At 61.2% G+C, this 25,129-nt stretch carries 23 protein-coding genes, 1 tRNA gene and 1 pseudogene; 19 read left to right on the top strand and 6 right to left on the bottom strand.

Annotated features, from left to right (window positions below; genetic code table 11):
- Positions 1-73: 73 nt before the first annotated feature.
- From ACZ9EJ_RS12300 to ACZ9EJ_RS12275, 6 genes are all read left to right on the top strand, one after another.
- Positions 74-163: transfer RNA gene (locus ACZ9EJ_RS12300), tRNA-Ser, on the top strand.
- 406 nt (positions 164-569) lie between these two features.
- Positions 570-1,637: a porin gene (locus ACZ9EJ_RS12295; protein WP_046629906.1), complete on the top strand. Its 1,068-nt coding sequence runs from the start codon at positions 570-572 to the stop codon at positions 1,635-1,637.
- Between the two features lie 182 nt (positions 1,638-1,819).
- Complete coding sequence (locus ACZ9EJ_RS12290; protein ID WP_046629907.1) at positions 1,820-2,875, top strand: porin; 1,056 nt, start codon at positions 1,820-1,822, stop codon at positions 2,873-2,875.
- Positions 2,876-3,031: 156 nt separating this feature from the next.
- Complete coding sequence (locus tag ACZ9EJ_RS12285; protein WP_046629908.1) at positions 3,032-3,958, top strand: tyrosine-type recombinase/integrase; 927 nt, start codon at positions 3,032-3,034, stop codon at positions 3,956-3,958.
- Positions 3,959-4,022: 64 nt separating this feature from the next.
- The gene (locus ACZ9EJ_RS12280; RefSeq protein ID WP_046641478.1) at positions 4,023-5,087 is read left to right on the top strand and encodes a porin; all 1,065 of its coding nucleotides are present in this window, start codon (positions 4,023-4,025) and stop codon (positions 5,085-5,087) included.
- 182 nt (positions 5,088-5,269) lie between these two features.
- Positions 5,270-6,310, top strand: coding sequence for a porin (locus tag ACZ9EJ_RS12275; RefSeq protein WP_046641477.1), 1,041 nt, complete (start codon positions 5,270-5,272; stop codon positions 6,308-6,310).
- Between the two features lie 232 nt (positions 6,311-6,542).
- Here ACZ9EJ_RS12275 and ACZ9EJ_RS12270 read toward each other — a convergent pair.
- A pseudogene (locus ACZ9EJ_RS12270) lies at positions 6,543-8,536 on the bottom strand (lytic transglycosylase domain-containing protein).
- A gap of 359 nt (positions 8,537-8,895) precedes the next feature.
- Between ACZ9EJ_RS12270 and dapA the strand changes: the two are divergent.
- From dapA to ACZ9EJ_RS12255, 3 genes are all read left to right on the top strand, one after another.
- Positions 8,896-9,780 (top strand): 4-hydroxy-tetrahydrodipicolinate synthase, encoded by an 885-nt coding sequence (gene dapA, locus ACZ9EJ_RS12265; RefSeq protein WP_046641475.1) that lies wholly within the window; start codon positions 8,896-8,898, stop codon positions 9,778-9,780.
- A 120-nt stretch (positions 9,781-9,900) separates the two neighbouring features.
- Positions 9,901-10,377 (top strand): SsrA-binding protein SmpB, encoded by a 477-nt coding sequence (smpB, locus tag ACZ9EJ_RS12260; RefSeq protein WP_046611986.1) that lies wholly within the window; start codon positions 9,901-9,903, stop codon positions 10,375-10,377.
- Positions 10,378-10,581: 204 nt separating this feature from the next.
- Complete coding sequence (locus ACZ9EJ_RS12255) at positions 10,582-11,547, top strand: lysylphosphatidylglycerol synthase transmembrane domain-containing protein (RefSeq protein ID WP_046641474.1); 966 nt, start codon at positions 10,582-10,584, stop codon at positions 11,545-11,547.
- 216 nt (positions 11,548-11,763) lie between these two features.
- Here ACZ9EJ_RS12255 and ACZ9EJ_RS12250 read toward each other — a convergent pair whose 3' ends face one another.
- Both ACZ9EJ_RS12250 and ACZ9EJ_RS12245 read right to left on the bottom strand, forming a co-directional pair.
- On the bottom strand, positions 11,764-12,825 hold the full coding sequence (locus tag ACZ9EJ_RS12250) for a bifunctional transcriptional activator/DNA repair enzyme AdaA (RefSeq protein WP_046641472.1): 1,062 nt from the start codon (positions 12,823-12,825) through the stop codon (positions 11,764-11,766).
- Positions 12,826-12,910: 85 nt separating this feature from the next.
- On the bottom strand, positions 12,911-13,486 hold the full coding sequence (locus ACZ9EJ_RS12245; protein WP_046629915.1) for a LabA-like NYN domain-containing protein: 576 nt from the start codon (positions 13,484-13,486) through the stop codon (positions 12,911-12,913).
- Between the two features lie 289 nt (positions 13,487-13,775).
- Between ACZ9EJ_RS12245 and rpoZ the strand changes: the two genes are divergently transcribed.
- Together rpoZ and ACZ9EJ_RS12235 are read left to right on the top strand one after the other, a co-directional pair.
- Entirely contained in the window at positions 13,776-14,183 is a 408-nt protein-coding gene (gene rpoZ / locus ACZ9EJ_RS12240; protein WP_046629916.1) for a DNA-directed RNA polymerase subunit omega, read from the top strand.
- Between the two features lie 158 nt (positions 14,184-14,341).
- Complete coding sequence (locus ACZ9EJ_RS12235; RefSeq protein WP_046641471.1) at positions 14,342-16,558, top strand: RelA/SpoT family protein; 2,217 nt, start codon at positions 14,342-14,344, stop codon at positions 16,556-16,558.
- 29 nt (positions 16,559-16,587) lie between these two features.
- On the opposite strand, the gene ACZ9EJ_RS12230 is transcribed toward ACZ9EJ_RS12235, so the two are convergent.
- Entirely contained in the window at positions 16,588-18,066 is a 1,479-nt protein-coding gene (locus ACZ9EJ_RS12230) for an FAD-dependent oxidoreductase (protein WP_251090013.1), read from the bottom strand.
- A 181-nt stretch (positions 18,067-18,247) separates the two neighbouring features.
- The gene (locus tag ACZ9EJ_RS12225; RefSeq protein ID WP_046641470.1) at positions 18,248-18,901 is read right to left on the bottom strand and encodes a glutathione S-transferase family protein; all 654 of its coding nucleotides are present in this window, start codon (positions 18,899-18,901) and stop codon (positions 18,248-18,250) included.
- 300 nt (positions 18,902-19,201) lie between these two features.
- Between ACZ9EJ_RS12225 and ACZ9EJ_RS12220 the strand changes: the two genes are divergently transcribed.
- The 7 genes from ACZ9EJ_RS12220 to ACZ9EJ_RS12190 all read left to right on the top strand — a co-directional run bounded on the left by ACZ9EJ_RS12220 (position 19,202) and on the right by ACZ9EJ_RS12190 (position 23,784).
- A complete protein-coding gene (locus ACZ9EJ_RS12220; protein WP_080955802.1) occupies positions 19,202-19,357 on the top strand; it encodes a DUF3563 family protein in 156 nt (51 codons plus the stop codon).
- Between the two features lie 227 nt (positions 19,358-19,584).
- Entirely contained in the window at positions 19,585-20,145 is a 561-nt protein-coding gene (locus ACZ9EJ_RS12215; protein WP_046641469.1) for a DUF2062 domain-containing protein, read from the top strand.
- Positions 20,146-20,184: 39 nt separating this feature from the next.
- Entirely contained in the window at positions 20,185-20,586 is a 402-nt protein-coding gene (gene acpS, locus ACZ9EJ_RS12210; protein ID WP_037080909.1) for a holo-ACP synthase, read from the top strand.
- 83 nt (positions 20,587-20,669) lie between these two features.
- Positions 20,670-21,419 (top strand): signal peptidase I, encoded by a 750-nt coding sequence (gene lepB, locus ACZ9EJ_RS12205; protein WP_046629921.1) that lies wholly within the window; start codon positions 20,670-20,672, stop codon positions 21,417-21,419.
- Positions 21,416-22,135, top strand: a complete 720-nt coding sequence (rnc, locus tag ACZ9EJ_RS12200) for a ribonuclease III (protein ID WP_046629922.1) — start codon at positions 21,416-21,418, stop codon at positions 22,133-22,135. Before lepB ends, rnc begins: the two co-directional genes overlap by 4 nt.
- Positions 22,136-22,145: 10 nt before the next feature.
- Complete coding sequence (gene era / locus ACZ9EJ_RS12195) at positions 22,146-23,114, top strand: GTPase Era (protein WP_046630067.1); 969 nt, start codon at positions 22,146-22,148, stop codon at positions 23,112-23,114.
- Between the two features lie 166 nt (positions 23,115-23,280).
- Entirely contained in the window at positions 23,281-23,784 is a 504-nt protein-coding gene (locus tag ACZ9EJ_RS12190; protein WP_046629923.1) for a PAS domain-containing protein, read from the top strand.
- A 9-nt stretch (positions 23,785-23,793) separates the two neighbouring features.
- Here ACZ9EJ_RS12190 and ACZ9EJ_RS12185 read toward each other — a convergent pair whose 3' ends face one another.
- Positions 23,794-24,183 (bottom strand): hypothetical protein, encoded by a 390-nt coding sequence (locus ACZ9EJ_RS12185; protein WP_046629924.1) that lies wholly within the window; start codon positions 24,181-24,183, stop codon positions 23,794-23,796.
- A 188-nt stretch (positions 24,184-24,371) separates the two neighbouring features.
- Here ACZ9EJ_RS12185 and recO point away from each other — a divergent pair, with 188 nt between their 5' ends.
- Positions 24,372-25,124, top strand: coding sequence for a DNA repair protein RecO (gene recO, locus ACZ9EJ_RS12180; protein ID WP_046629925.1), 753 nt, complete (start codon positions 24,372-24,374; stop codon positions 25,122-25,124).
- The last annotated feature ends 5 nt before the right edge of the window (positions 25,125-25,129 follow it).

Genomic DNA, 25,129 nt, shown 5'->3' with positions numbered 1-25,129 from the left:
CCGGTGGGAATCGCATGACATTTCCATAAAAGACCTTGCCATCGATATCGTTTCCCAATAATCAGGCCCGACCGGAGAGGTGGCCGAGTGGTCGAAGGCGCTCCCCTGCTAAGGGAGTATACCCGAGAGGGTATCGTGGGTTCGAATCCCATCTTCTCCGCCATTCCAGGCTCGAAACGCCCGCCCAATCCCATTCCAATCGACCATTGCGCACTGCTCGCAGGACTGCGCAGTCGCGCCGCGTGACGGGCGAGGTGATTCCCTTCCGGAGCTTTCCCCACGACGCTAAGTGGCTGCCAGATAAGCCCTTTCTTAACAAAGCGTAAAATACCACCTAACCCGGTCCCCGGCTTTGTGTCCTTTCGGCAACAGACTTATGGGAAGCGGGTACCGGAAAGGCGCCCGATTGAAGTTCCAGATTGCATGACCTTCCCCGTCTTGTATTTTCAAATCCGGAAGCGAGGCGGTGGATCGTCCTTCTTCTAGCAATCGACGGGGATGGGGCAGGGAATGCTGTCCTTCAGCAAAAAGAACCCAGACCCATACGAAACTTTGACTGGAGGTCAAAAATGAACATCAAGAGCCTTCTTCTCGGCTCCGCTGCTGCCCTCGCAGCAGTCTCCGGCGCTCAGGCAGCTGACGCCATCGTAGCTGCTGAACCGGAGCCCATGGAATACGTTCGCGTTTGCGACGCTTTCGGCACCGGCTACTTCTACATCCCGGGCACCGAAACCTGCCTCAAGATCGGCGGTTATGTCCGTTTTGAAGCCAACATCGGCCAGGACCAGAACTCGTTCAACGACACCGACTGGGATACCTGGTCGCGCGTTCAGCTCGACTTCACCGCGAAGTCGGACACCGAGCTTGGCACGCTGACCTCGGTTGCTTCGGTTCGTTTCGAAGCCAACCAGGACATCGGTTACACTTCGAACATCACCAACGGTGGTGGTAGCGGCATCAACGACGCCTACATCAACGAAGCCTACATCCAGCTCGGCGGCTTCAAGGTTGGTCGTTACTACAACCCTTGGGATAAGGGCATCAACGGCGAATCCGATTGGAACTCCGGTTCCGGCACGACCCGTATGCAGTCTGTCGGTTACTTCTACACGGGCAGCGCCTTCACCGCTGGTGTACAGGTTGACGAACTGTCGCGTCTTCAGGGCGTTGGTGGCCAGAACGTCGGTATCGAAGCTCTCGTGACGACCAAGTTCGGCGGCGTAGCTTTCGACCTTCTCGGCGCTTATGACCTTGGTGCAGAAGAAGGCGCCGTTCGCGCCCTCATCTCGGCTCCGGTCGGTCCGGGCACCTTCCAGGCTCTCGCCATCTGGTCGAGCGGTCTCGGTGATGCGAACGGCGAAAATGCCTACGCCAACCGTGGTGAATGGACCCTGGCTGCTTCTTATGCCTTCAAGGTTGCCGACAAGCTGACCATCACCCCCGGCGGTTCCTACATCTGGAATGCTGCTGACGGTGTTGGCGATTACGGTAGCGACGAAGCTTACCGCGTTGGTCTGACGGTCGACTACACGATCGTTCCGGGCTTCACCGCCAAGGTCACCGCGAACTACAACAAGGTTCAGACTGCGGCTGACGAGTTCTGGGATGGCTTCGTCCGTCTCGATCGCACGTTCTAATCATAATGGAACTCCCCCGGTTCGCCGGGGGAGTTTTTTATAGATGGTTGGCCTCTATGCAGGGCCTCCACATGGGGAGTTGATATCGGGGGATAGGGCTGCTTATGCGGCCTTTACGTGTTTGATCAATTTTTGGTCGGGCACGAACTAGCATTCAGAGAAATTGACTGGAGGTCAAAAGAATGAACATTAAGAGCCTTCTTCTCGGTTCTGCAGCGGCTCTCGCGGCAGTTTCCGGCGCTCAGGCTGCCGACGCCATCGTCGCGGCCGAACCGGAGCCCATGGAATACGTCCGCGTCTGCGACGCGTTCGGCACTGGTTACTTCTACATCCCGGGCACTGAAACCTGCCTCAAGATCGGTGGTTATGTCCGTTTTGAAGTCGGCTTTGGTGACGACACGAACGGCTTTAGTGGCGGCGACTGGGATTCGTACAGCCGCGCTCAGCTCGACTTCACCGCGAAGTCCGACACCGAACTCGGCACGCTGACCTCGGTTGCCTCGGTTCGCTTTGAAGCTAACCAGGACGTTGGCTACGCCTCGAACATCACCGCCGGTAGCGGCGATGTGAACGATGCCTACATCAACGAAGCCTACATCCAGCTCGGCGGTTTCCGCGTCGGTCGCTGGTTGAACTGGTGGGATGCTAACGACCTGCCGGGCGAACTCGACAACCTCGGTTCGAACCGTCTGCAGTCGATCTCCTACACCTACACCGGCTCGGCCTTCACGGCTGGCATTCAGGTTGACGAACTGTCGCGTCTTCAGGGCGTTGGCGGTCAGAACGTCGGTATCGAAGCTATCATCCAGGCAGCGATCGGTCCGGCCAAGCTCGAACTGCTCGGTTCTTATGACTTCGGTGCCGAAGACGGTGCTGTCCGTGCGATCGGCTCTGTTGCGGTTGGTCCGGGCACCTTCTACCTCTCCGGCGTTTGGTCTTCGGGTGACAATGCCTACTACGGCGTAACCGATACCGGTGCTGGTGAAGCGGCTGTAGCTGTCGCCTATGCCTTCAAGGCAACCGACAAGCTCGAAATCATTCCGGAAGCCCAGTACATCTGGAACACGGAAGTTGATGCAGACGGCGACTTCTTCGGTGAAGATGCCTGGGGCGCTGGCGTTACCGTCAACTACCAGATCGTCGAAAACTTCGCTGCCAAGGTTGCTGTAAACTACGTCGAAGTTGGCGATGATGACGGCACGGTACAGGGTATCGTCCGCCTGCAGCGCGATTTCTAATCAAATGCCAGCCCGCGGTCGCAAGACCGCGGGCTGTTGCTGCTCGGCCACGACACGGTGAATTATGCGGGTCCAGAAAGGCCCGGCGCCATCATCACCCATTGAAGTCTTCGCCGTTCCATCGATTCTTGCCCTTCCGCGACCGGCGAGGGCAGGATGGGAAAGGAAACCGAGAAAAAGGGGGAGGCTTTCGACCTCCGCTCATTCGGTCAATCCTACGCTGTCAATTACCAGTTCCATGCCAGCGGCCCCAAGGTCGTGAAGTCTTATAGGCTCACCACCCTTCTCGAACGGTATGTAGACATCCTTTGGGAGCCGGGAAGCCATAAAAGTAACGTAAGGGCTTTCATTAGCGAACTCGACGAGATCCTTCTCGGCCAAGCGTTCGAGGCCTTCACGGACGAAATGGTGGACCGACTGATCGGCGACCTACGCAAACGTGGCAACAGCAATGCGACCATCAATCGAAAGATGGCGGCGCTGAGCAAGCTGCTGCGGAAAGCGTTCAAGATGGGTGAAATCCACAGCTTACCTGAATTCCGCCGCCAGAAAGAAAAGGCGGGTCGCATCCGCTTTCTCGAGTTTGAAGAAGAGGACCGTCTCTTCTCCGCGATCCGCGCAAAAGATGAACTCTACTATGCTCTCTGCGTCTTCCTCGTCGACACCGGTGCCAGACTAGGGGAAGGGATCGGCCTCCGCTGGAACGACCTCCACGAAAACCGCGCTACCTTCTGGATCACGAAGTCAGGCAAGAGCCGAACCGTCCCACTAACACCTCGCGCGATCGAAGCGATCGAAGCGCAAACGGGCGCTGTAGAAGGCCCTTTTGCTTCCGTCGATCAGCAGCGTTTCCGTTGGATCTGGAACGCCGCGAAGGCAGAGGTCGGCCTAGGAACCGACGACGACGTCGTTCCCCACGTTCTACGTCACACCTGCGCATCGCGCTTGGTACGCGGCGGGATCGACATCCGGCGAGTGCAAATGTGGTTAGGGCATCAGACCCTGCAAATGACCATGCGATATGCACACCTAGCCTCTCATGACTTAGACGTCTGCCTCCCAATTCTCCTCAGAAGGCCTTAGTCGCCGTACCTAATAACCAAGCCCGACGCCCCTCCAGCCAATCAATTTTGACTGGAGGTCAAAAATGAACATCAAGAGCCTTCTTCTCGGCTCCGCTGCTGCCCTCGCAGCAGTCTCCGGCGCTCAGGCAGCTGACGCCATCGTAGCTGCTGAACCGGAGCCCATGGAATACGTTCGCGTTTGCGACGCTTTCGGCACCGGCTACTTCTACATCCCGGGCACCGAAACCTGCCTCAAGATCGGCGGTTATGTCCGTTTTGAAGCCAACATCGGCCAGGATCAGAACTCGTTCAACGACACCGACTGGGATACCTGGTCGCGCGTTCAGCTCGACTTCACCGCGAAGTCGGACACCGAGCTTGGCACGCTGACCTCGGTTGCTTCGGTTCGTTTCGAAGCTAACCAGGACGTTGCTTACACGTCCAACGCCAGCTCCAACGGCGCCTACATCAACGAAGCCTACATCCAGCTCGGCGGCTTCAAGGTTGGTCGTTACTACAACCCTTGGGATAAGGGTATCAACGGCGAATCCGATTGGAACTCCGGTAGCCAGAACACCCGCATGCAGTCTGTTGGCTACTTCTACACGGGTAGCGCCTTCACCGCTGGTGTACAGGTTGACGAACTGTCGCGTCTTCAGGGCGTTGGTGGCCAGAACGTCGGTGTCGAAGCTCTCGTAACGACCAAGTTCGGCGGCGTAGCTTTCGACCTTCTCGGCGCTTACGATCTGGGTGCAGAAGAAGGTGCAGTTCGCGCCCTCATCTCGGCTCCGGTCGGCCCGGGCACCCTCCAGGCTCTCGCCATCTGGTCGAGCGGTCTCGGTGATGCGAACAACGACAATGCCTACGCCAACCGTGGCGAATGGACCCTGGCTGCTTCTTATGCCTTCAAGGTTGCCGACAAGCTGACCATCACCCCCGGCGGTTCCTACATCTGGAATGCTGCTGACGGTGTTGGCGATTACGGTAACGACGAAGCTTACCGCGTTGGTCTGACGGTCGATTACACGATCGTTCCGGGCTTCACTGCAAAGCTCACTGCGAACTACAACCAGACTCAGGTCGATGGTTTGACGTCGCGTGAAAACAAGTTCTGGGATGGCTTCGTCCGTCTCGACCGCACGTTCTAATAATAAAGGAACTCCCCCGGCTTTCCGGGGGAGTTCTCTATAAATGGTTGGCCTCAATGCAGGGCCTCCACATGGGGAGTTGATATCGGGGGATAGGGCTGCTTGCGCGGCCTTTACGTGTTTGATCGATTTTTGGTCGGGCGCGAACTAGCATTCAGAGAAATTGACTGGAGGTCAAAAGAATGAACATTAAGAGCCTTCTTCTCGGTTCTGCAGCGGCTCTCGCGGCAGTTTCCGGTGCTCAGGCTGCCGACGCCATCGTCGCTGCCGAACCGGAGCCTATGGAATACGTTCGTGTCTGCGACGCGTTCGGCACTGGTTATTTCTACATCCCGGGCACTGAAACCTGCCTCAAGGTCGGTGGTTATGTCCGTTTCGAAGTCGGCTTCGGTGAAGACACGAACAGCTTCAACAACGGCGACTGGGATTCGTACAGCCGCGCTCAGCTCGACTTCACCGCGAAGTCCGACACCGAACTCGGCACGCTGACCTCGGTTGCTTCGGTTCGTTTTGAAGCCAACCAGGACGTTGGTTACACGTCCAACGGCAGCTCCAACGGCGCTTACATCAATGAAGCCTATATCCAGCTCGGCGGTTTCCGCGTCGGTCGTTGGTTGAACTGGTGGGATGCTAACGACCTTCCGGGCGAACTCGACAACCTCGGTTCGAACCGTCTGCAGTCGATCTCCTACACCTACACCGGCACTGCCTTCACGGCTGGCATCCAGGTTGACGAACTGTCGCGTCTTCAGGGCGTTGGTGGCCAGAACGTCGGTATCGAGGCTATCATCCAGGCAGCGATCGGCCCGGCCAAGCTCGAACTGCTCGGTTCTTATGACTTCGGTGCCGAAGACGGCGCTGTCCGTGCGATCGGCTCTGTTGCCGTTGGTCCGGGCACCTTCTACCTCTCCGGCGTTTGGTCGTCGGGTGACAATGCCTACTACGGCGTAACCGATACCGGCGCTGGCGAAGCAGCTCTGGCCGTTGCCTATTCCTTCAAGGCAACCGACAAGCTCGAAATCATTCCGGAAGCCCAGTACATCTGGAACACGGAAGTTGACGCAGACGGCGACTTCTTCGGCGACGATGCCTGGGGCGCTGGCGTAACCGTCAACTACCAGATCGTCGAAAACTTCGCTGCCAAGGTTGCCGTAAACTATCAGGAAATTGGCGATAACGATGGCACGGTACAGGGTATCGTCCGCCTGCAGCGCGACTTCTAATCTGATTTGATCGGATTGAGTTTTAGAAGCCCGGCCTCGCGCCGGGCTTTTTGTTTTGGGAAATGTCAAACTGCAGCGGCGCAGGTGCCGGTGGAGGTCGCGTGGCACCGCCCAGTCAGATGTCGGATGGGGGGCTGCCGATGCGGATAACGCCATCGCCCGCGAGTGCAAAGCGCTCCGCCGCCCCTCAGGTAAGCGAGAAAAGATCAGACTCGATCAGGCCGCGGCCTGATTATCGCCGGCCGAACCGCAAATCCGCTTCGATATCCGCCTTCTGCCCGAGCCTGGCCTTGTAGACCTGGTAGTTCTCCATCACCCGCTGCACGTAGTTGCGGGTTTCGGGGAAGGGGATGCGCTCGATCCAGTCGACGACCTCGTCGAGAGACTTGCCGCGCGGGTCGCCGTAGCGGGTGATCCATTCGGGCACGCGTTTCGGGCCGGCATTGTAGGCGATGAAGGTGAGGATGTAGGAGCCGCCGAACGTGTCGATCTGTTCGCCGAGATAATGGGCGCCGAGGGTGGCGTTGTAGCCCGCATCCGTGGTCAGCCGCGCCGCCGCATAGGTCAGTCCGTGCCGCTTGGCGACGCCCTGCGCTGTGCCGGGCAGGATCTGCAACAGGCCGCGGGCATTGGCGGGTGAAACCGCGCCCGGGTTGAAGGCGCTTTCCTGACGGGCAATCGCATAGGCGAGCGCCTTGCCGGAACCTTCGATATCGGCACCGGCCGGGATGACGCCGATCGGGAAGGCGAGTGCGGCCACATCGATGCCGCGGCTGAAAGCCGTCTTGCCGATCTGCAGTGACAGGGCGTGATTGTCTTCCGATTCGGCTCTTGCCGCGAGAATTGCGAGTTCTCCCGGGCTGGTCATCTCTTCCGCCAGCGCGCGATAGAGCGCGGCCGCGCGTTTGCCGTGGCCGGCATCTTCCAGCCTTGCGATCGCCCGCACGGCTTCGCGGCTTTCGAAATTCTGGCGATCCGTGCCGCTCGGCATGGGGTAGGTGACGTCGAGAGCCTTGAGGTCGAGGCGGGCGGCGGCAAGCTGGCCGTAGAGAACGTGCTCGAGAAATGCGCCGCCTTGGCGAAGAACTCCTTGGCATTGCCCGGACCGCCATCTTCCGCGGCCCGGCCGAGCCAGTAGAGGGCGCGCGACGCTGAAAGCGGCTTGTTCGAAGTCTCGAGGATCTTGCGGAAATGTTTTTCGGCGGTCGCCGGCTCATGCATCGCCTGCAGCGCATACCAGCCGGCGTGGAATTCCGCATCGACGATATCGGTGGAGGAGGCCGCGACATAATTGGCCGCGGTCCGGTATGCGAGCTTAAACTCGCCCTGGTCGGCGAGGCCGCGCGCCACGATGCGCCGCTCGTTCCACCATTCCGTCGTGTTGACCAGCTTGGCCGCGTCGCGCGGGGCCTTTTCGAGCAGGTCCGCGGCGTCTCGGTACTTGTCCTGCCGCCGCAGGTATTCGACGCGGGCGAAAAGATAGCCGGCGTCGTCCTTCAGGGAACCATCGACGCCGTTCAGCAGCACCTCGGCATTCTTGGCATTGCTGATGACGGCGGTCCAGGCCTTGTAGAGCGATTGCGCCTTGCCGAGATCGCCGAAACGCTTGGCCTGTGCCGCGCGTCCCTTGTACATCAGGAAGTCCATCCGCGCCTTGTGGTCGGCGGTGGTGAGAAGCGCGGAGAATTCGGCGAGGATCTTGTCTTCGGTCGGCTTGTCGAGCGTTTCGGTGAACCAGATCTGCCGCAGCGGACGGGCAGCCTCCGCCTGCCTGGCCGAGGCGGCCAGCGCGCGGGCAAGGATGAGCGTCCCCTCGGTGGTTTCCGGCCGGGTCGAGCCGAAGGCGGCAAGTACCGTCGAGGCGGGCGGACTTTCGCGGTAAAGCGCGCGTTCGGAATTGGCGCGCAGGCCCTTCAGGCCCGGCCAACCCTTTAGTTCCGTCTGCGCGGCGGCGATCTCACCCGACGGCACGCCCGACGCACCGGATGTGGCAATCGCCCAAGTGAGGATATGCCGGTCGAGCGAGCCTTCGGCGAGGCCGTTGCGTGTGGCAAGGGCGGCGGCGATGTCGTTGCCGGCAAGCGCGTCGAGCCCGGCTTTCAGCTCGGGCGCCACCACCAGCGGACCGGTCCTCGGGATCGTGCCGGTGACGTCAGGTACCGGCATCGCGGCCGGCATGGTGATCGCCACCGGGTTTTCGGGCTTCATATAGGGAAGGGGGGCCATGCTTTCGGGCAGCGATGCGGCAAATGCATGCATGCTCGCAACGCCGAGCCCCAGTGCTGCGAGGATCAGAACAGGCCTGTACATCCGGTAACTCGCGAAAATAGTCGTCCCCTTATTAGCCGCCAGCCATGTTAACGAAAGCTTACCCCGTTTATGAAAATGCGCGGTTTCTTATATGAGATTCCATATGAAATCCCTGGCACTTGCGCTTGTCGTCGCTTTCCCGCCGCTTTATGGTGCGCGACCTGAGAGGCTTTCGGGAAAGATCGGCTGCGTCGCGGCCCGTCCAAATGTCCTGAACGCTCCTCATAGTCATGGATTGCGGCAGCAGAATGAACGCTGTCGATTGGGAGTTTTGCATGTTCAAGGGATCGATGCCCGCCCTGGTCACCCCGTTCACCGCCGATGGTGCCGTGGATGAGCAGGCTTTTGCCGCGCACGCGGATTGGCAGATCGGCGAAGGCAGCAGCGGCCTGGTGCCTGTCGGCACCACCGGTGAATCGCCGACGCTGAGCCATGACGAGCACAGGCGCGTCGTGGAACTCTGCGTCGAAGTGGCGAAAAAGCGGGTACCCGTGATCGCCGGTGCCGGCTCCAACAATACGCGCGAAGCGGTCGAGCTTGCCGTGCATGCGGAAAAGGCCGGCGCCGATGCCGTCCTCGTCGTCACGCCTTATTACAACAAGCCGACCCAGAAGGGCATGATCGCACATTTTTCGGCGATCGCCGAAGCGACGAAACTGCCGATCATCATCTACAATATCCCGCCGCGTTCGGTCATCGACATGTCGCCGGAAACGATGGGCGCGCTCGTGAAGGCGCACCGGAACATCGTCGGCGTAAAGGATGCGACCGGCAAGATCGAGCGCGTCTCGGAACAGCGCATCACCTGTGGCGAGGACTTCGTGCAGCTCTCGGGCGAAGATGCGACAGCGCTCGGCTTCAACGCCCATGGCGGCGTCGGCTGCATCTCGGTGACGGCCAATGTCGCGCCGCGCCTCTGCGCGGAATTCCAGGCGGCGACGCTTGCCGGCGATTATGCCAAGGCGCTGGAATACCAGGACCGGCTGATGCCGCTGCACAAGGCGATCTTCCTGGAACCCGGCCTCTGTGGCGCCAAATACGGCCTCAACCGGATCCGCGGCATGAACCGCACGGTTCGCTCGCCGCTTGTCTCGACGCTGGAGCCGGCAACCGAAGCGGCGATCGACGCGGCCCTGCGCCACGCCGGCCTGTTGAACTGAGACGCTTCCGCGCTCACCGCTTCACTTTCGGCTCTCGCCGCATTACATAGACAAGTAACCCCGCTCATAGCCCATGGGCGGGGATTTGTTTTCGGATAAAGGGCGGAACGGAATACACCCATGGCCCCCAAAGGCAGCCAGCGTACGGTCAACAAGATTGTCGCGGAGAACCGCAAGGCCCGCTACAACTATGAAATCATGGATACCTATGAGGCCGGCCTGGTCCTGACCGGGACCGAGGTCAAGTCTTTGCGCGAAGGCAAGGCCAATATCGCCGAATCCTATGCCTCCGACGAGGGCAACGAAATCTGGCTGATCAATTCGCACCTGCCCGAATACCTGCAGGCCAACCGTTTCAATCACGAACCGCGCCGCCGCCGCAAGCTTCTGCTCTCCAAGCGCGAGATCGGCCGCCTGCGCGCCGGCATCAACCGCGAAGGCATGACGCTGGTGCCGTTGAAGATCTATTTCAACGAAAAGGGCCGTGCCAAGCTCGAACTCGCGCTCGCGAAGGGCAAGAAGCTGCACGACAAGCGCGAGACGGAGAAGGAACGCGACTGGAACCGCCAGAAGTCGCGGCTGTTGAAGTCGAACTGATCCCCGCCGGAGTCGGTGGGGGGCCGATGCGGTGCCACAAACTCCGTCATCCTCGGGCTCGACCCGAGGACGACGAAGGAGAGGGCAGTCTCCTCCAGGAGCTTCATATCGGCTCGCGCGTGTATGGGCGGCGTCCCGCTCCAGGAACAAAATCCGCATCCGCCCGTTGCGTGTGATCTTGGAGCGCGAGCGGGTTATGGGGCGATGACGCGAAAGAAAATCTTCACTTACGTCATGCTGGTCGTCGGCTTCGGGGCTGCCGGATATCTGCTCTACCATACGTTCCGCGATTTCACGCTGTCCGAGATCGTCGAATCCTTCCGGGCGATCCCGACTGCTAATCTGTTGATGGCGCTGCTCTTCGCCTTCGGTTCCTATGTCTGCCTCTCGGGCTTCGACTGGGCTGGCGTGCGTTACGTGAAGAACGATCTCTCCTATCCGAAGATCGGGCTTGCCTCGTTCATTGCGCTCTCGATCGGCCAGAGCGTCGGGCTTTCCGGCTTGAGCAGCGGCGCACTGCGTTATCGTTATTATGCCCATTGGGGCATGAGCACCGAGGATGTGGCCAAGATCGTGCTGCTGTCGGGCGTCACTGTCGGCATCGGCATGGCGGTGCTGTCGGGCATCGTCATGATCGTCAACCCCGGAGATGCCGCTTCTGTCCTCGGTTTGAGCAACGCCGTGATCATCGCGATCGGTTTTGCCTGCCTTGGCGCAACAGCCGGTTACCTCGCGCTCGCGGCTTTCGTGCGCACGCCGCTGAAGATCCGCTCCTGGACCTTCGAAATGCCGACCCTGAAGATCGCCATTGCCCAGGTGGTGATCGGCACGATCAACTTCGCCCTGGTCTCCGCCTGCCTGCGCGAGGTCATGGCCGCCACCGCGGATGTCAGTTACCTCAAGGCTGCCACGGCCTTCGTGCTTGCCAATCTCGCAATCCTCATCACCCACGCGCCGGGCGGTCTCGGCGTGCTGGAAGCGACCGTCCGCCACGTGATGGGCGACCAGGCCTCGATCGGCTCGCTCGTCGCCTTCCGGGTGATCTATTTCTTCATCCCGTTCTTCATCGGCCTGCCGTTGGCCTTGATCGTCGAAACGGTGTTTCGCGCCAGGAAGGCGAAGCGGCAGTCGCGGTCGGGGCTTGAGTTCACCGAACCGGCATCCGTGTGAAGTTGGTGGGTGGCGTCACCCCCCTCTGCCCTGCCGGGCATCTCCCCCTCAAGGGGGGAGATCACAAGCGGCGCGACCGTCATTCCCCCAAATTTTCCAGCCGAGGGTGAGACCTTAAAGAGGAAACAGTTAGCATGCTCCACCCGATCTCCCCCCTTGAGGGGGAGATGCCCGGCAGGGCAGAGGGGGGTAGCATCCGCAATACTTCGAACGCCCCTAACCGTTCCGCACCACCATCCGCCGCTCATGCTCCAGCAGCCAGCGCTTGCGCCACAGGCCGCCGCCGTAACCGGTGAGGCTGCCGTCGGCGCCGATCAGGCGGTGGCAGGGGATGACGATGGCGATCTGGTTTGCGCCGTTGGCACCCGCCACCGCACGGGTGGAGGAGGGGAGGTTGAGTTCGGCAGCGACCGCCCCGTAGGTCGTGGACACCCCGGCCGGGATCGCCCGCAATGCCTCCCAGACTTGGCGCTGGAAAGGCGATCCGTGCCCGGCAAGCCGAGTGTTGAAGCCCAGATCCTCGCCGGCAAAATAAGCCTTCAGCTCCGCCTCGATCTGGTCGATCGGTGGATGGCGTCCCATGACGATGCCGCTGCCTGTGAATTTCTGCAGTTTCCTGATTTCCGCCGGCAGCGCCTTGCGCTCTGCGAATTCGAGCAGGTGCAGCGAATGCTGGTCGGCGATCGCCATCATCGGCCCGATCGGCGTTTCGATCCAGTCGGCCCTGAGCAGCGTCTTGGCACGCAGGTTTGCGGGGGCCGCACCGAACAGCTTGGTCACCGCGCTACGGAACCCACTGCCGGATTCATAACCGGCATCGAGCTGCGCATCGAGAACGCTCGCGCCTTCCTTCAGCGTCTCGGCCGCCTTGCCCATCCGCCTCAGCCTGGCGATCTCAAGGAAACTCATGCCGAACTGGCGCTTGAAGGCCCGCCGGGCGGTGGAGGGGTCGATGCCGAGCGAAACGACATCCTCCTCGCTCCAGCGACGAAAGGGCTCCGTATCGAGCGCCGAAAGCAACCGCGTCACCATCGGATCCGCCTCGCCGAATTTCAGCATCGGCCTACAACGGCTGCAGGGCCGGAAACCGGCCTCCATGCATTCGGCAATCGTCTCGAAAAAACTGGTGTTTTCCCGCTTCGGCTTGCGGGCGGGACAGGTGAGCCGGCAGAAAATGCCCGTCGTCTTCACCGCCGCCCAGGCAAAACCTTCATAGGAGGCGTCGCGGGCGACCAGCGCTTCGTAAAGAAGATCATCGGAAGGGCGTTCGAAAAGCATGGATCTTTTCTAGCCCAGAACGAAAAAAGGCGCCGCCGAAAAACGGGCGCCTATTCTTCTTTTTGATATCGCGGATGCCGGATGATCAGAGATCGGTGGTTTCGGTCGTTTCCGCCGGACGCACCGGGCGTTCGGACGGATCGCGGCCGACTTCCGCCTTCAGCGACACGAGGTCGATGAAATGGTCGGCCTGGCGGCGCAGGTCGTCGGCGATCATCGGAGGTTGGGTCGCCATGGTCGAAACCACGGAAACCTTGCGGCCTTTCCGCTGCAGCGCTTCCACCAGCGTGGTGAAGTCGCCGTCGCCGGAAAACAGCACGAGATGATCGACGGTTTCCGACTGTTCCATGGCATCGATCGCAAGCTCGATGTCCATGTTGCCCTTGATCTTGCGGCGGCCCATCGAGTCGGTGAATTCCTTGGCGGGCTTGGTGACCACCTTGTAGCCGTTGTAATCGAGCCAATCGATCAGCGGCCGGATCGAGGAATATTCCTGGTCTTCTATCAACGCGGTATAGTAATAGGCGCGTAGAAGATAACCGCGCTTCTGAAAAGCCTTGAGCAATTTACGGTAATCGATGTCGAAGCCGAGGCTTTTCGAAGCAGCGTAAAGATTTGCGCCGTCTATGAAGAGAGCAATCTTCTCCCTTGGGTCAAACATGTGGTCTCCATCCCCTTTTCTTATCAACCTGCTTTGCAGGTGGAGACTTGGTCAATATAAGCCGAACCAAATCTCCGGAATAATCCACTACATTACGAACTATTCATATAACTGTCATTTATGGCACGATTCGTAATAATCCAAGCAGCTTTGGGTTGAAATTCGCGGGCGCCCCCAGAAGACGCGATGCGGCTTGTCAAAAGTCAACTCTCAGGAAAAACTTGAATTTGCCGCGCAATGGCTGTATCGGGCGTATCAATTCCGAAAATCACCGATCAAAGGACAGGCAATGGCCCGTGTCACAGTAGAAGATTGCATTGACAAAGTCGACAACAGGTTCGAACTGGTCCTGCTCGCGAGCCACCGCGCCCGCCAGATCTCGCAGGGCGCCTCGATCACCATCGACCGCGACAATGACAAGAACCCTGTCGTCGCCCTTCGCGAAATCGCCGATGAGACGCTTTCCCCGGACGACCTCAAGGAAGACCTCATCCATTCGCTGCAGAAACATGTCGAAGTGGACGAGCCCGAGCCCGATCCGGCTTCGCTGATCGCTGCCGGAAGCGGATCGACCGCCTCGGATCGCGACGAGGAAGAAGACGCTCCGGAAGCCGTTACCTTCGACCAGATGTCGGAAGAGGAACTGCTCGCCGGCATCGAAGGTCTCGTGCCGCCGGAAAAGAGTGACGATTACTAAGCGAAACATTCGCTTAGCAAGTTTTCGTTCATTCTCTCGCCCTAATCTGCTTGAATGTTTTATGATGGCGGCGCCAACCTTCCCGGTTGGCGCGCCATTTTCTTTTCGTCCAGTGCCCATTCGCAGGCACTGAAGCGGTATCGAGGACATTTTTCAGGATGATGCGGCAATACGAGCTCGTGGAGCGGGTTCAAAAATACAAGCCCGAAGCCAACGAAGCTCTGCTCAACAAGGCCTATGTCTATGCCATGCAGAAGCATGGCCAGCAGAAGCGCGCCAGCGGCGACCCCTATATTTCCCATCCGCTCGAAGTCGCCGCCATCCTCACCGACATGCATCTCGACGAGTCGACCATCGCGGTCGCCCTGCTGCACGATACGATCGAAGATACCACCGCCACCCGTGCCGAGATCGACGAACTGTTCGGCGAGGATATCGGACGGCTGGTCGAGGGCCTCACCAAGCTGAAGCGCCTCGACCTCGTCTCCAAGAAGGCCAAGCAGGCGGAAAACCTGCGCAAGCTGCTGCTCGCCATTTCCGACGACGTGCGCGTTCTCCTCGTCAAGCTCGCCGACCGCCTGCACAACATGCGCACGCTCGAGCACATGAAGGCCGAGCAGAAGGCCCGCATTTCCGAAGAGACGATGGATATCTATGCGCCGCTTGCCGGCCGCATGGGCATGCAGGATATGCGCGACGAGCTGGAGGAACTGTCCTTCCGCTACATGAACCCGGAAGCCTACGACACCGTCACCCAGAGGCTTGCCGATCTCGAAGCTCGCAACGAGGGCCTGATCAAGAAGATCGAGGACGAGTTGCGCGAACTGCTGATCGCCAACGGTCTCAAGGACGCCTTCGTCAAGGGGCGCCAGAAGAAACCCTATTCGGTGTTCCGCAAGATGCAGTCGAAGTCGCTTTCCTTCGAGCAGCTTTCGGACGTCTACGGTTTCCGCATCATCGTCGGCGATATCCCGTCCTGCTACCGGGCGCTCGGCATTGTCCACACCCGCTGGCGCGTCGTGCCCGGACGGTTCAAGGACTATATCTCGAACCCGAAGCAGAACGACTATCGCTCCATCCACACCACCATCGTCGGCCCGTCGCGCCAGCGCATCGAGCTGCAGATCCGCACCCAGCTGATGCAGGAGATCGCCGAGTACGGGATCGCGGCCCACGCGCTCTACAAGGATGGCAGGGGCGGGGAGCTGCTGCCGAAGGAATCCAACGCCTATTCCTGGCTGCGGCACACGATCGAGTCGCTTGCCGAAGGCGACAATCCGGAAGAATTCCTGGAGCACACCAAGCTTGAACTGTTCCAGGACCAGGTCTTCTGTTTCACCCCCAAGGGCAAGCTGATCGCCCTGCCACGCGGCGCCACTCCGATCGATTTCGCCTACGCGGTCCACACCAATATCGGCAACACCACGGTCGGCGCCAAGATCAACGGCCGGATCATGCCGCTGGTGACGAGGCTCAACAACGGCGACGAGGTGGAGATCATCCGCTCCGGCGTGCAGGTGCCGCCCGCCGCCTGGGAAGAGATCGTCGTCACCGGCAAGGCGCGCTCGGCGATCCGCCGCGCCACCCGCATGGCGATCCGTAAGCAATATGCCGGCCTTGGCCACCGTATCCTCGAGCGCACCTTCGAGCGCGCCGGCAAGGTCTTTTCCCGCGAGACGCTGAAACCCGCGCTGCACCGGCTTGCCCACAAGGATGTCGAGGATGCCATCGCCGCCGTCGGGCGCGGCGAACTCTCCTCGCTCGACGTGCTGCGCGCCGTCTTCCCGGATTACAAGGACGAGCGGGTTACCGTGAAGCCGGCCGCCGACGACGGCTGGTTCAACATGCCCAGCGCCTCGGGCATGATCTTCAAGCTGCCGAACCAGCGGCGCGTCTCGCCCGAGGAAATCGAGGCCGGTCCCGATCCGCTGCCGATCCGCGGCCTTTCCGGCAACCTGCAGGTACGCTTCGCGCCGAGCGGCGCCGTGCCCGGCGACCGCATCGTCGGTATCATGGAAAAGAACAAGGGCATCACCATCTACCCGATCCAGGCGTCCGCCCTGCAGCGATTCGATGATCAGCCGGACAGCTGGATCGACGTGCGCTGGGATCTCGACGAGGCCAACAAGTCCCGCTTCCCCGCCAGGATCGAGGTCAACACGCTGAACGAGCCCGGCACGCTCGCAACCGTCACTCAGACGATCGCCCATCTCGACGTCAACATCCGCACGCTGACCATGGGCAGCAACCGCGCCGCCGATTTCTCCGAGATCACCATGGAGGTGGAGGTCTGGGACCTGCGCCAGCTGAACCAGCTGTTGAGCCAGATGAAGGATCTCGACTGCGTGGCGAACGTCAAGCGGGTGTATGACTGAGGGGTGCGGCAAGCTCCCTTACCCGCCAATCAGCCTTGTACCGTCTCCGCCTGGCTCACCAACGCAGCCGCCTCGCTCGCATCCCGCACGAATGCCCCCTGCGCCCGCAGCGTCGATTGCAGCTCGGCGATATCCACCTCCCGCGGCGCGACGCCGCGATTGGCCGCGATGCCGGCCGCGGCGCCCGCCGCCTGTCCAGTCAGCCAGCACTGCGGAATTTCGCGCATGAAGCCATGGCTGTTCGCATCGCAGGAGATGTGCCGCCCGGCGGCCAGCAGTCCGTCCAGTCTTGCAGGTACCAGTGCCCCATAGGGCACCGAAAGGACTGGAAATTTTGGCGACACAGAGGGGCTGACGCCGACTTCGTCGGGCTGCACCGCGCCGCTTGCCCACTGGCTGCGTTCGATGCGCCCGACGCCCGCCAGGCGCCGCGTATGCCGGACGCCGAGTTGCGGGGCGCTGAGCAGCATGTAAGCGTCCTTGAACCCCGGTGCATGTGTCCTGAAGAATTCGCAATGCGACTGCATGAACCGGTGCGAGCGGATTTCGACTTCGGTCATGTCGTCGACATTGAGCGCTGAAAGCCCCGATTGCCGCGGCCCGAGGAACAGCGCGATGTCGTTGCGCCAGGAAACGTAGGGCGTCTGGAAGAACCCGAGCTGGTCGCGCCCGAGCGTGTTGAAGTCGGCAAACGCCTGTTCCTGCTCCGATCGGAAGGCGAGCCATGTGGCCATGTCAACGCCGCCTAGCATGAAGCCGGTATTCATCGAGTGATGCACGTCGCCTTCCTCGATATCGGCCTCGAAACCCGCTCCTGCGCGCGCAAAAACGTCGCCGTCGCCGGTGCAGTCCACCACGACCTTGGCCATGATTCCCTGGCGACCTTCCTTGCTTTCGAAGATGACGCCCTTGACCGCGCCGTCCTCGACCACTGGTGTTGCCGCCCAGGAATGGAAGACGATCCGTACGCCCGCCTCGATCAGCATTTCCTGCGAGGTGAGTTTCAGTCTTTCAGGGTCGATCGTCGGCGCCCAGGTGACGATGCCGTGGAAAGCGGATGTGCGCAGCCGCCAGTATTTCGCGAGATCCGCGTCCCGCTGCCCCCACAGGCTCCTGTCCGGCCCGGCAACGGCCTCGGGCGGCAGACGGCCGAGAACCTCCTCGGCAAAGCCGCGAATGACCTGCCGCCCGTCCCAGTCGGTCATCCGGTCGATCCAGATCACCACGCCTCCGGTGGAAAGCCCGCCGAGATGATTGTAGCGCTCCAGCACCACGACCTCCGCGCCGGTTCGCGCAGCTGCAAGTGCTGCGGCGGTCCCGGATGGTCCCCCGCCCACGACCAGCACGTCGCAGCGATGATAGACCGGAATGTCGCGCGCCTCTTCCCGGAGGGCGCCCTCGCCGTTGCGACGGGGGAAGACATACTGCCCTGATTCAAAAATGTCGGAACTCAGGAAGCGGTTCTCGTTCTGGCGTATCTCCTTCACCGACACGTTGCGATCACTCATGGCATCCTCCTCATTTCCGCCGGCCGTCGCGCCCGACAGCCCGAGGAGGATTTAGCCAAGGAAAAGGCTGGTCGGAAAGACACCAATCCGCCGATAGAGCTTTCTCGATTCAGGCAAGAATCGGCCCCGTAGAACGGGCGAAAGACCCGGATGATCGCTTGGAACCCGGAGCCGACCGTGGTCAGCCGGCCGATGCGGCCGTGAAAACAGCCAACTGGGCGGCGAAAGCACGCTCGTATGCGGGCCGCGCTTCGCCGCGGGCGACATAGGCGGAGAGGTTCGGATAATCGTCCAGGATATCCGATGACGCTTTCAATCGGAGCAGCACCGACACCATCAGAAGGTCGCCGGCACTGAATTCGCCATCGAGCCAGTCGGCCTCGCCAAGGCGGCGGGAAAGATCGGCCAGCCGTTTCCGGATGGTGCCGTCGAGGGCGCTCACACGCTTTTCGTACCAGGGCTCGTCGCGCTCGAGGATGTTGGCGAGGCTGCGGTCGAAGATCGGCGGCTCGACGGTGTTGAGGGCGGCAAACATCCATGCGATCGCCCGCGCCCGGGCATTCGCATCGTCCGGCAGCAGGCCTCCGTGACGTTCCGCGATATGGAGTACGATCGCTCCCGACTCGAAGAGCGCGAGATCGCCTTCTTCGTAGGTCGGGATCTGCCCGAAAGGCTGAAGCGCCAGATGCGGGGGTTCCTTTATCGCCTTGAAGGAAACCAGGCGAACGTCGTAGGGCTGCCCCGTTTCCTCGAGCGCCCAGCGAACGCGCATGTCGCGCGCCAGTCCTCTGCCGCGGTCGGGCGACCGTTCGAAGGCGGTAATAGTAATGGTCATCGTCGTCCTCCATGGCTTGTCCGTCTTGAAGACGGCCGACAAAACGAGATTCCGACATCCGTGCTCGAAATAATGCCTGGGATCATACCGAATGCGCCCGAAAACGCACGCTCCTCTGACTTGAGCGTCGGCTTCTCCGCATGGTGGACCTGGAAAAACGTGATGCTCGCCCATTTCCTGCGCATCCCCATTAACCCGACATGCTTCCCGCGCATGGCTGCCCGGCGGTTGCGGCGTTGGTAAAGCATGACGCCACGTCTTATGTTGTTGCAGTGCAATATTAGAAAGAAAGAAGACATCATGTTTGACTCAGTACGCAAGTTCGCCCGCGCTTTCCGCGTTCCCACCACCCAGGACCGTGAAGTCGCCTACCTGAACGAAGCCAACGACCGGATCGACCTCGAATACCGCATGCGCCAGGTCGACCGCGGCATGTTCCGCAAGTCGGGTTTCTAAGCGACACGCTTCGACCAGCCACCTGTTCGCGCGGAAACGACGCCGCGCGGCTGCTGCAGGTCTTCCCGCGTCGACGCGACCGGTGACCGGATCATCTCTGCGAAAGCCGCTCTTATGCAGGGCGGGCCAATTTTCGCCATCATCTTCGGCTTGGGCTAAAGCCTGTTCGACCGAAGATTACCGCAGCTGACGGATGAATATCCCGCTGCCGAACCAGATGCGCCCCGATGCCGTTTCGCCGCCGTACACCGCTTGGAATTCGTGAAAGACTGCGCCGTGCCGTCCTGCCTCCCAAGGGCTTTCGCCGCGTCCTCGAATATTATCGCCTGAAGGTGATGCGCATCGGCGGTTCGCCGCATGCGGTTGCCGCTGGCCTTGCGATCGGCGTGGTCAGCGCCTGGACGCCGTTTCTCGGCCTCCACATCCTGTTTGCGATCCCGCTTGCCTATCTCTTCGGCGGCAGCATGATCGCTGCGGCGCTCGGCACCACCTTCGCCAACCCCATCACCTGTCCGATCATCTGGCCGCTCACCTGGAAGCTAGGCGAGACGATGCTTGGCCACGACGCCGCCGGCCACGACAGTCTCGATCTCGGCAGGTTGTTTCACCACCTCGACGTCTCGCAACTCTGGCGGCCGGTCCTGGAGCCGATGCTGATCGGTTCCCTGCCGCCCGGCATCCTGTCCGGCCTGGTCTTCTACGCCGTCACTTATCTTGGCGTGCGCAGTTTTCGCAACCGGCGGCTGGAACGCTTGACGGCGCGGGCCGGAGCCCTCAAGTCAGTATAGGACTGACAAGAACCGGCCGGGCGCCGCGAGGAAGATTTCATGATCATCGGCATGGGCAGTGACCTCATCGACATAAGACGCGTGGAGAAATCCATCGAACGGTTCGGCGAGCGTTTCACCCATCGCTGTTTCACCGAGATCGAGCGGGCGAAATCCGACCGCCGCCAGAACCGGGCGGCCTCCTATGCCAAGCGGTTCGCCGCCAAGGAGGCGTGCTCCAAGGCACTCGGCACCGGCATCGCCCACGGCGTGTTCTGGAAGGATATGGGGGTTGTCAACCTGCCCGGCGGGCGGCCCACAATGGTGCTCACCAACGGCGCCGCCGAACGCCTCGCGAGCATGATGCCGGCGGGCCATGAAGCGGTTATTCACATCACCATCACCGACGAATACCCTTATGCGCAGGCCTTCGTGGTGATCGAAGCGCGCCTCGCGGCCTAATCGACCATTGCCGCCGCTTTGCGAAGGGTTTAGAGAACGCAAAACCGCTGGCAACAGCCGAGCCGAACAGAAAGACGTCAAACGTGTCCGACAAAGCCGAGACCAAGTCGCAGAACAGCCTCTGGGAAAACATCAAGGTCATCATCCAGGCTCTTCTGCTGGCGATGGTGATCCGCACCGTGCTGTTTCAGCCTTTCACCATCCCGTCCGGCTCCATGATGCCGTCCCTGCTCGTCGGCGACTATATCTTCGTCAACAAGTTCACCTACGGTTACTCGAAATATTCGCTGCCGTTCTCGCCCAATCTTTTCTCCGGCCGTATCCTTGAGTTCAGCGAACCCAAGCGTGGCGACGTCATCGTCTTCCGCCTGCCGAGCCATCCGGACATCGACTATATCAAGCGCCTGATCGGCCTGCCGGGCGACCGCGTCCAGGTCACGAACGGCGTGTTGTTCCTCAACGGCAAGCCGGTACCCAAGCAGGGCGACGGCACCTTCACATCCGATTACAGCCTCGATCCGGGCACCGACGTGCCGGTCTTCCGCGAAACGCTCGACAACGGCGTCACCTATGACACGCTCGACCATTCTCCGGTTTCGCGCGGCGACAACACCCAGGAATTCGTCGTTCCGGCCGGCCATTATTTCTTCATGGGCGACAACCGCGACAACTCGCTCGACAGCCGTTTCGACGTCGGTTACGTACCCGCCGAAAACCTGGTCGGCCGCGCCAGCGTCATCTTCTTCTCGCTCGGCAACGACACCTCGTTCCGCGAGATCTGGAAATGGCCGACCAACATGCGCTGGGATCGGATTTTCAAGGTCGTTCGGTGATGAAGTCAAAGACGCTTTCGGCGGAGGAACGCGGCCAGCTTGAAAAAGCCATCGGTCATGAATTCGCCGACAAGCAATGGCTCGACCGGGCGCTTACCCATGCGAGCACCGGGTCGGCCAAGAGCGCCAATTACGAACGGTTGGAGTTCCTCGGCGACCGCGTGCTCGGCCTATGCGTCGCCGAACTGCTGTTCAAGACGTTCCGCACCGCTGCCGAAGGCGAGCTTTCCGTGCGCCTGAACCAGCTGGTCAGCGCCGATAGCTGCGCCATCGTCGCCGACGAACTGGAACTGCACCGTTTCATCCGTACCGGCGCCGACGTCAAGAAACTGACCGGCAAGCGGATGATGAACGTGCGCGCCGACGTGGTCGAAAGCCTGATCGCCGCGCTCTATCTGGATGGCGGGCTGGAAGCCGCACGCGGCTTCATCATCAGGTACTGGGAAGGCCGCGCCACCCGCGCCGACGGCGCGCGGCGCGATGCCAAGACCGAGCTGCAGGAATGGGCGCATGCAAAATTCGGCCTGACGCCCGCCTACAGGGTCGACGAACGCTCCGGACCGGATCATGATCCACGCTTCACGGTGACGGTCGACGTTCCGGGCGTGGCGCCGGAGACCGGCGTGGACCGCTCCAAGCGCGCCGCCGAACAGGTGGCCGCCACAAAGATGCTCGAACGCGAAGGCGTGTGGCAGAAACCCTCTGCCGAACAATGAATTGGACACCATGACCGAGAACGACAACACTACCGGTGAAGAGAACGCAACCGGCCAGACCTCTGCTGAGGCGACACCCGCTGGTGCGACCCATTCCGGCTTCGTGGCGCTGATCGGCCCGACCAACGCCGGCAAATCGACGCTGCTCAACCGGCTGGTCGGCGCCAAGGTGTCGATCGTCAGCCACAAGGTGCAGACGACGCGCGCCATCGTGCGCGGCATCGCCATCCATAACAACGCCCAGATCGTCTTCATGGATACGCCCGGCATCTTCAAGCCGCGCCGCCGGCTCGACCGCGCCATGGTGACCTCGGCCTGGGGCGGTGCCAAGGATGCCGACCTGATCCTGCTCCTGATCGACAGCGAACGCGGCATCCGCGGCGATGCCGAGGCGATCCTCGAAGGCCTGAAGGAAGTCCATCAGCCGAAGATCCTGGTCTTGAACAAGATCGACCGCGTCCGCCACGAGGATCTGCTGAAGCTCACCGCCACGGCCAACGAGGCTGTGCCGTTCGAGCGCACCTTCATGGTGTCGGCGACCACCGGTTCCGGCTGCGACGACCTGATGGATTATCTGGCCGACAAGCTGCCGGAAGGCCCCTGGTATTATCCGGAGGACCAGATCTCCGACCTGCCGATGCGCCAGCTCGCCGCCGAGATCACCCGCGAAAAACTCTTCCTGCGCCTCCACCAGGAACTTCCCTACGCGAGCCACGTCGAGACGGAGAAGTGGGAGGAGCGCAAGGACGGTTCGGTGCGCATCGAACAGGTGATCTACGTGGAGCGCGACAGCCAGAAGAAGATCGCGCTCGGCAAGAACGGCGACGCCATCAAGGCGATCTCCACCGCATCCCGCAAGGAACTCTCCGAGATCCTCGAACAGCCGGTCCACCTCTTCCTGTTCGTCAAGGTCCGCGAGAACTGGGGCGATGATCCGGAACGTTTCCGCGAAATGGGACTGGAATTTCCGAAGTCCTGAGCAATGCGATATCCGCCTGCGCCGCCGCCCGGCGGCGTCAATTCTTCCGGGCGTCAGCTGCGGACGACGTCGCTAGGTAGTAGCGGTTTTTATCCATCATTATAACGACTTGCTAACGTAGAGCCGACGATCCAATTTATCGATAAAGTGGCACGGAGAGTCATGAATGTCGGACGTGGGATCGGGAGAGGAAGACACGGGCTCGGATGATCCGAATTCTCTCGGCTTCTACAGTTGGGTCGTCCCGGAAAACAAGGTGTATGGCGACCAGGTGATCGCCGACATATTCGGCGTTTCCGAAGAGGAACTGGCTGCCGGCGCCCCGATCGAAAGGGTCATCCGCTACATCAACGAGGGCGACCGGCAACGGGTCGCCAAGGCGATCCACGATGCGATCGTCGGCGGCGGCGCGTACCGGGAAAATTACCGCCTCACCCATCCGGACGGGCGCCGGATCGACGTCATTGCCAATGGCCGTTGTCTGCGGGATGCCGAGGGCGTTCCGTATATCTATTCCGGCACCGTTGCCATCCAGTCCGCGGCCGCGGCGGTTGCCGCGACCGATCCTCTGGAACGCCATTGCCGCGCCGCTCTCTGGCTCGCCACCAAGCGCCGCCAGATGCTCGCCGCGCGCTATCTCACGTCGGCGCTCAACGTGCTCGGCAAATAGGCTTGCGCGTCACTTCTGCCGGTCCATTAGAGCCTTGATTTCCTGGTAGCGCCGGCGGTTGTCCTGATCCTGCTCGTTGGGTCCGTAGCAGGTGTCGGAAATGCAGAAACGCTGCAGACGGAAGGGCGGCTGCCCCTTGTCGAACTCGCATTCGATCTGGTTGGTGAAATCGGTCGGCTTGGCGTCCTCGCGGGTGGAATAGGTCAGCCGCGCGCCAGGCGGATCCAGTTCCGGGAAGGACTGGACGATACCCGTCTTGATCGACGGCACCAGCAGGAAATTCTTGGCGACCGTGATGCAGGCCTGCTCGAGCTGCTGCGATTGCGCGGCAGCCGGCGAGGGGAAAAGGGTGGCGGGCGAGGCGGTCAGAAGGGCGGCGGCGAAGAGGGCGTAGTTCATGAAGACTCCCAGGGGTCATAGTGGCGTCGCGAATTTTCGCACAGGAATCCAAATGGAGGCCGATTTGTTCCAGGCAAGCCCATAGGCATCTGCATCTTTGCCGCAGCCGCGCGACAGCAGAAACCGATTCAGTCCGAAGGACTTATGCTTTATTGTTGAATCGGCTTCAAAGGAGCTTGAACAGATACATGCAGTGGCAGGACGAAGCGATCATCATAGGCGTCAAACGCCACGGCGAGACAAGCGTCATCGCCGAGCTGATGACCCGTGATCGTGGAAGGCATCTGGGCCTCGTCCGCTCCGGCCGTTCGCGGGCGATGCAGCCGGTGCTGCAGGCCGGAAACCGGGTGGAAGTGGTCTGGCGCGCAAGGCTCGACGAACATCTCGGCGAGTTCAAGCTGGAACCGATCCGATTGCGCGCCGCCAAGCTTATGGAGACGGCGACCGCCGTCTACGGCGTTCAGGCGATGGGCGCGCTGCTGCGCCTGCTGCCCGAGCGCGACCCGCATCCGCATCTCTTCGATGCGCTGGACATCATCCTCGATGCCTTCGACGATCCGTCCGATGCCGGTGAGCTTTTCGTGCGGTTCGAGCTTGCGGTGCTGAACGACCTCGGCTTCGGCCTCGACCTCACCGAATGCGCGGCGACCGGCGGCCGCGAAAACCTTGTCTACGTCTCGCCGAAAACCGGCCGCGCAGTCTCCCGCGAGGCCGGCACGCCCTATGCCGACCGCATGCTGGCCCTGCCGGGGTTCCTCGGAGAAGGCGCCGCTTCCGCCGCCGACCGCGACAGCATGGCGGAGGCCTTCCGGCTCACCGGCTATTTCCTGCACCGCCACGTCTACGAACCCCGGGGGCTGACGGAAAACGCCGCCCGCGACGGTTTCGTCCAGGCGGCGCTGAAGGCGCTTTCGAAGGATGCGGAACGCCAGGCCAGCTAAAGGCC

Source organism: Neorhizobium sp. USDA 3394, assembly GCF_056280385.1.
Note: the sequence above shows the minus strand (reverse complement) of the source record. Positions and strands in the feature narration are given on the sequence as shown.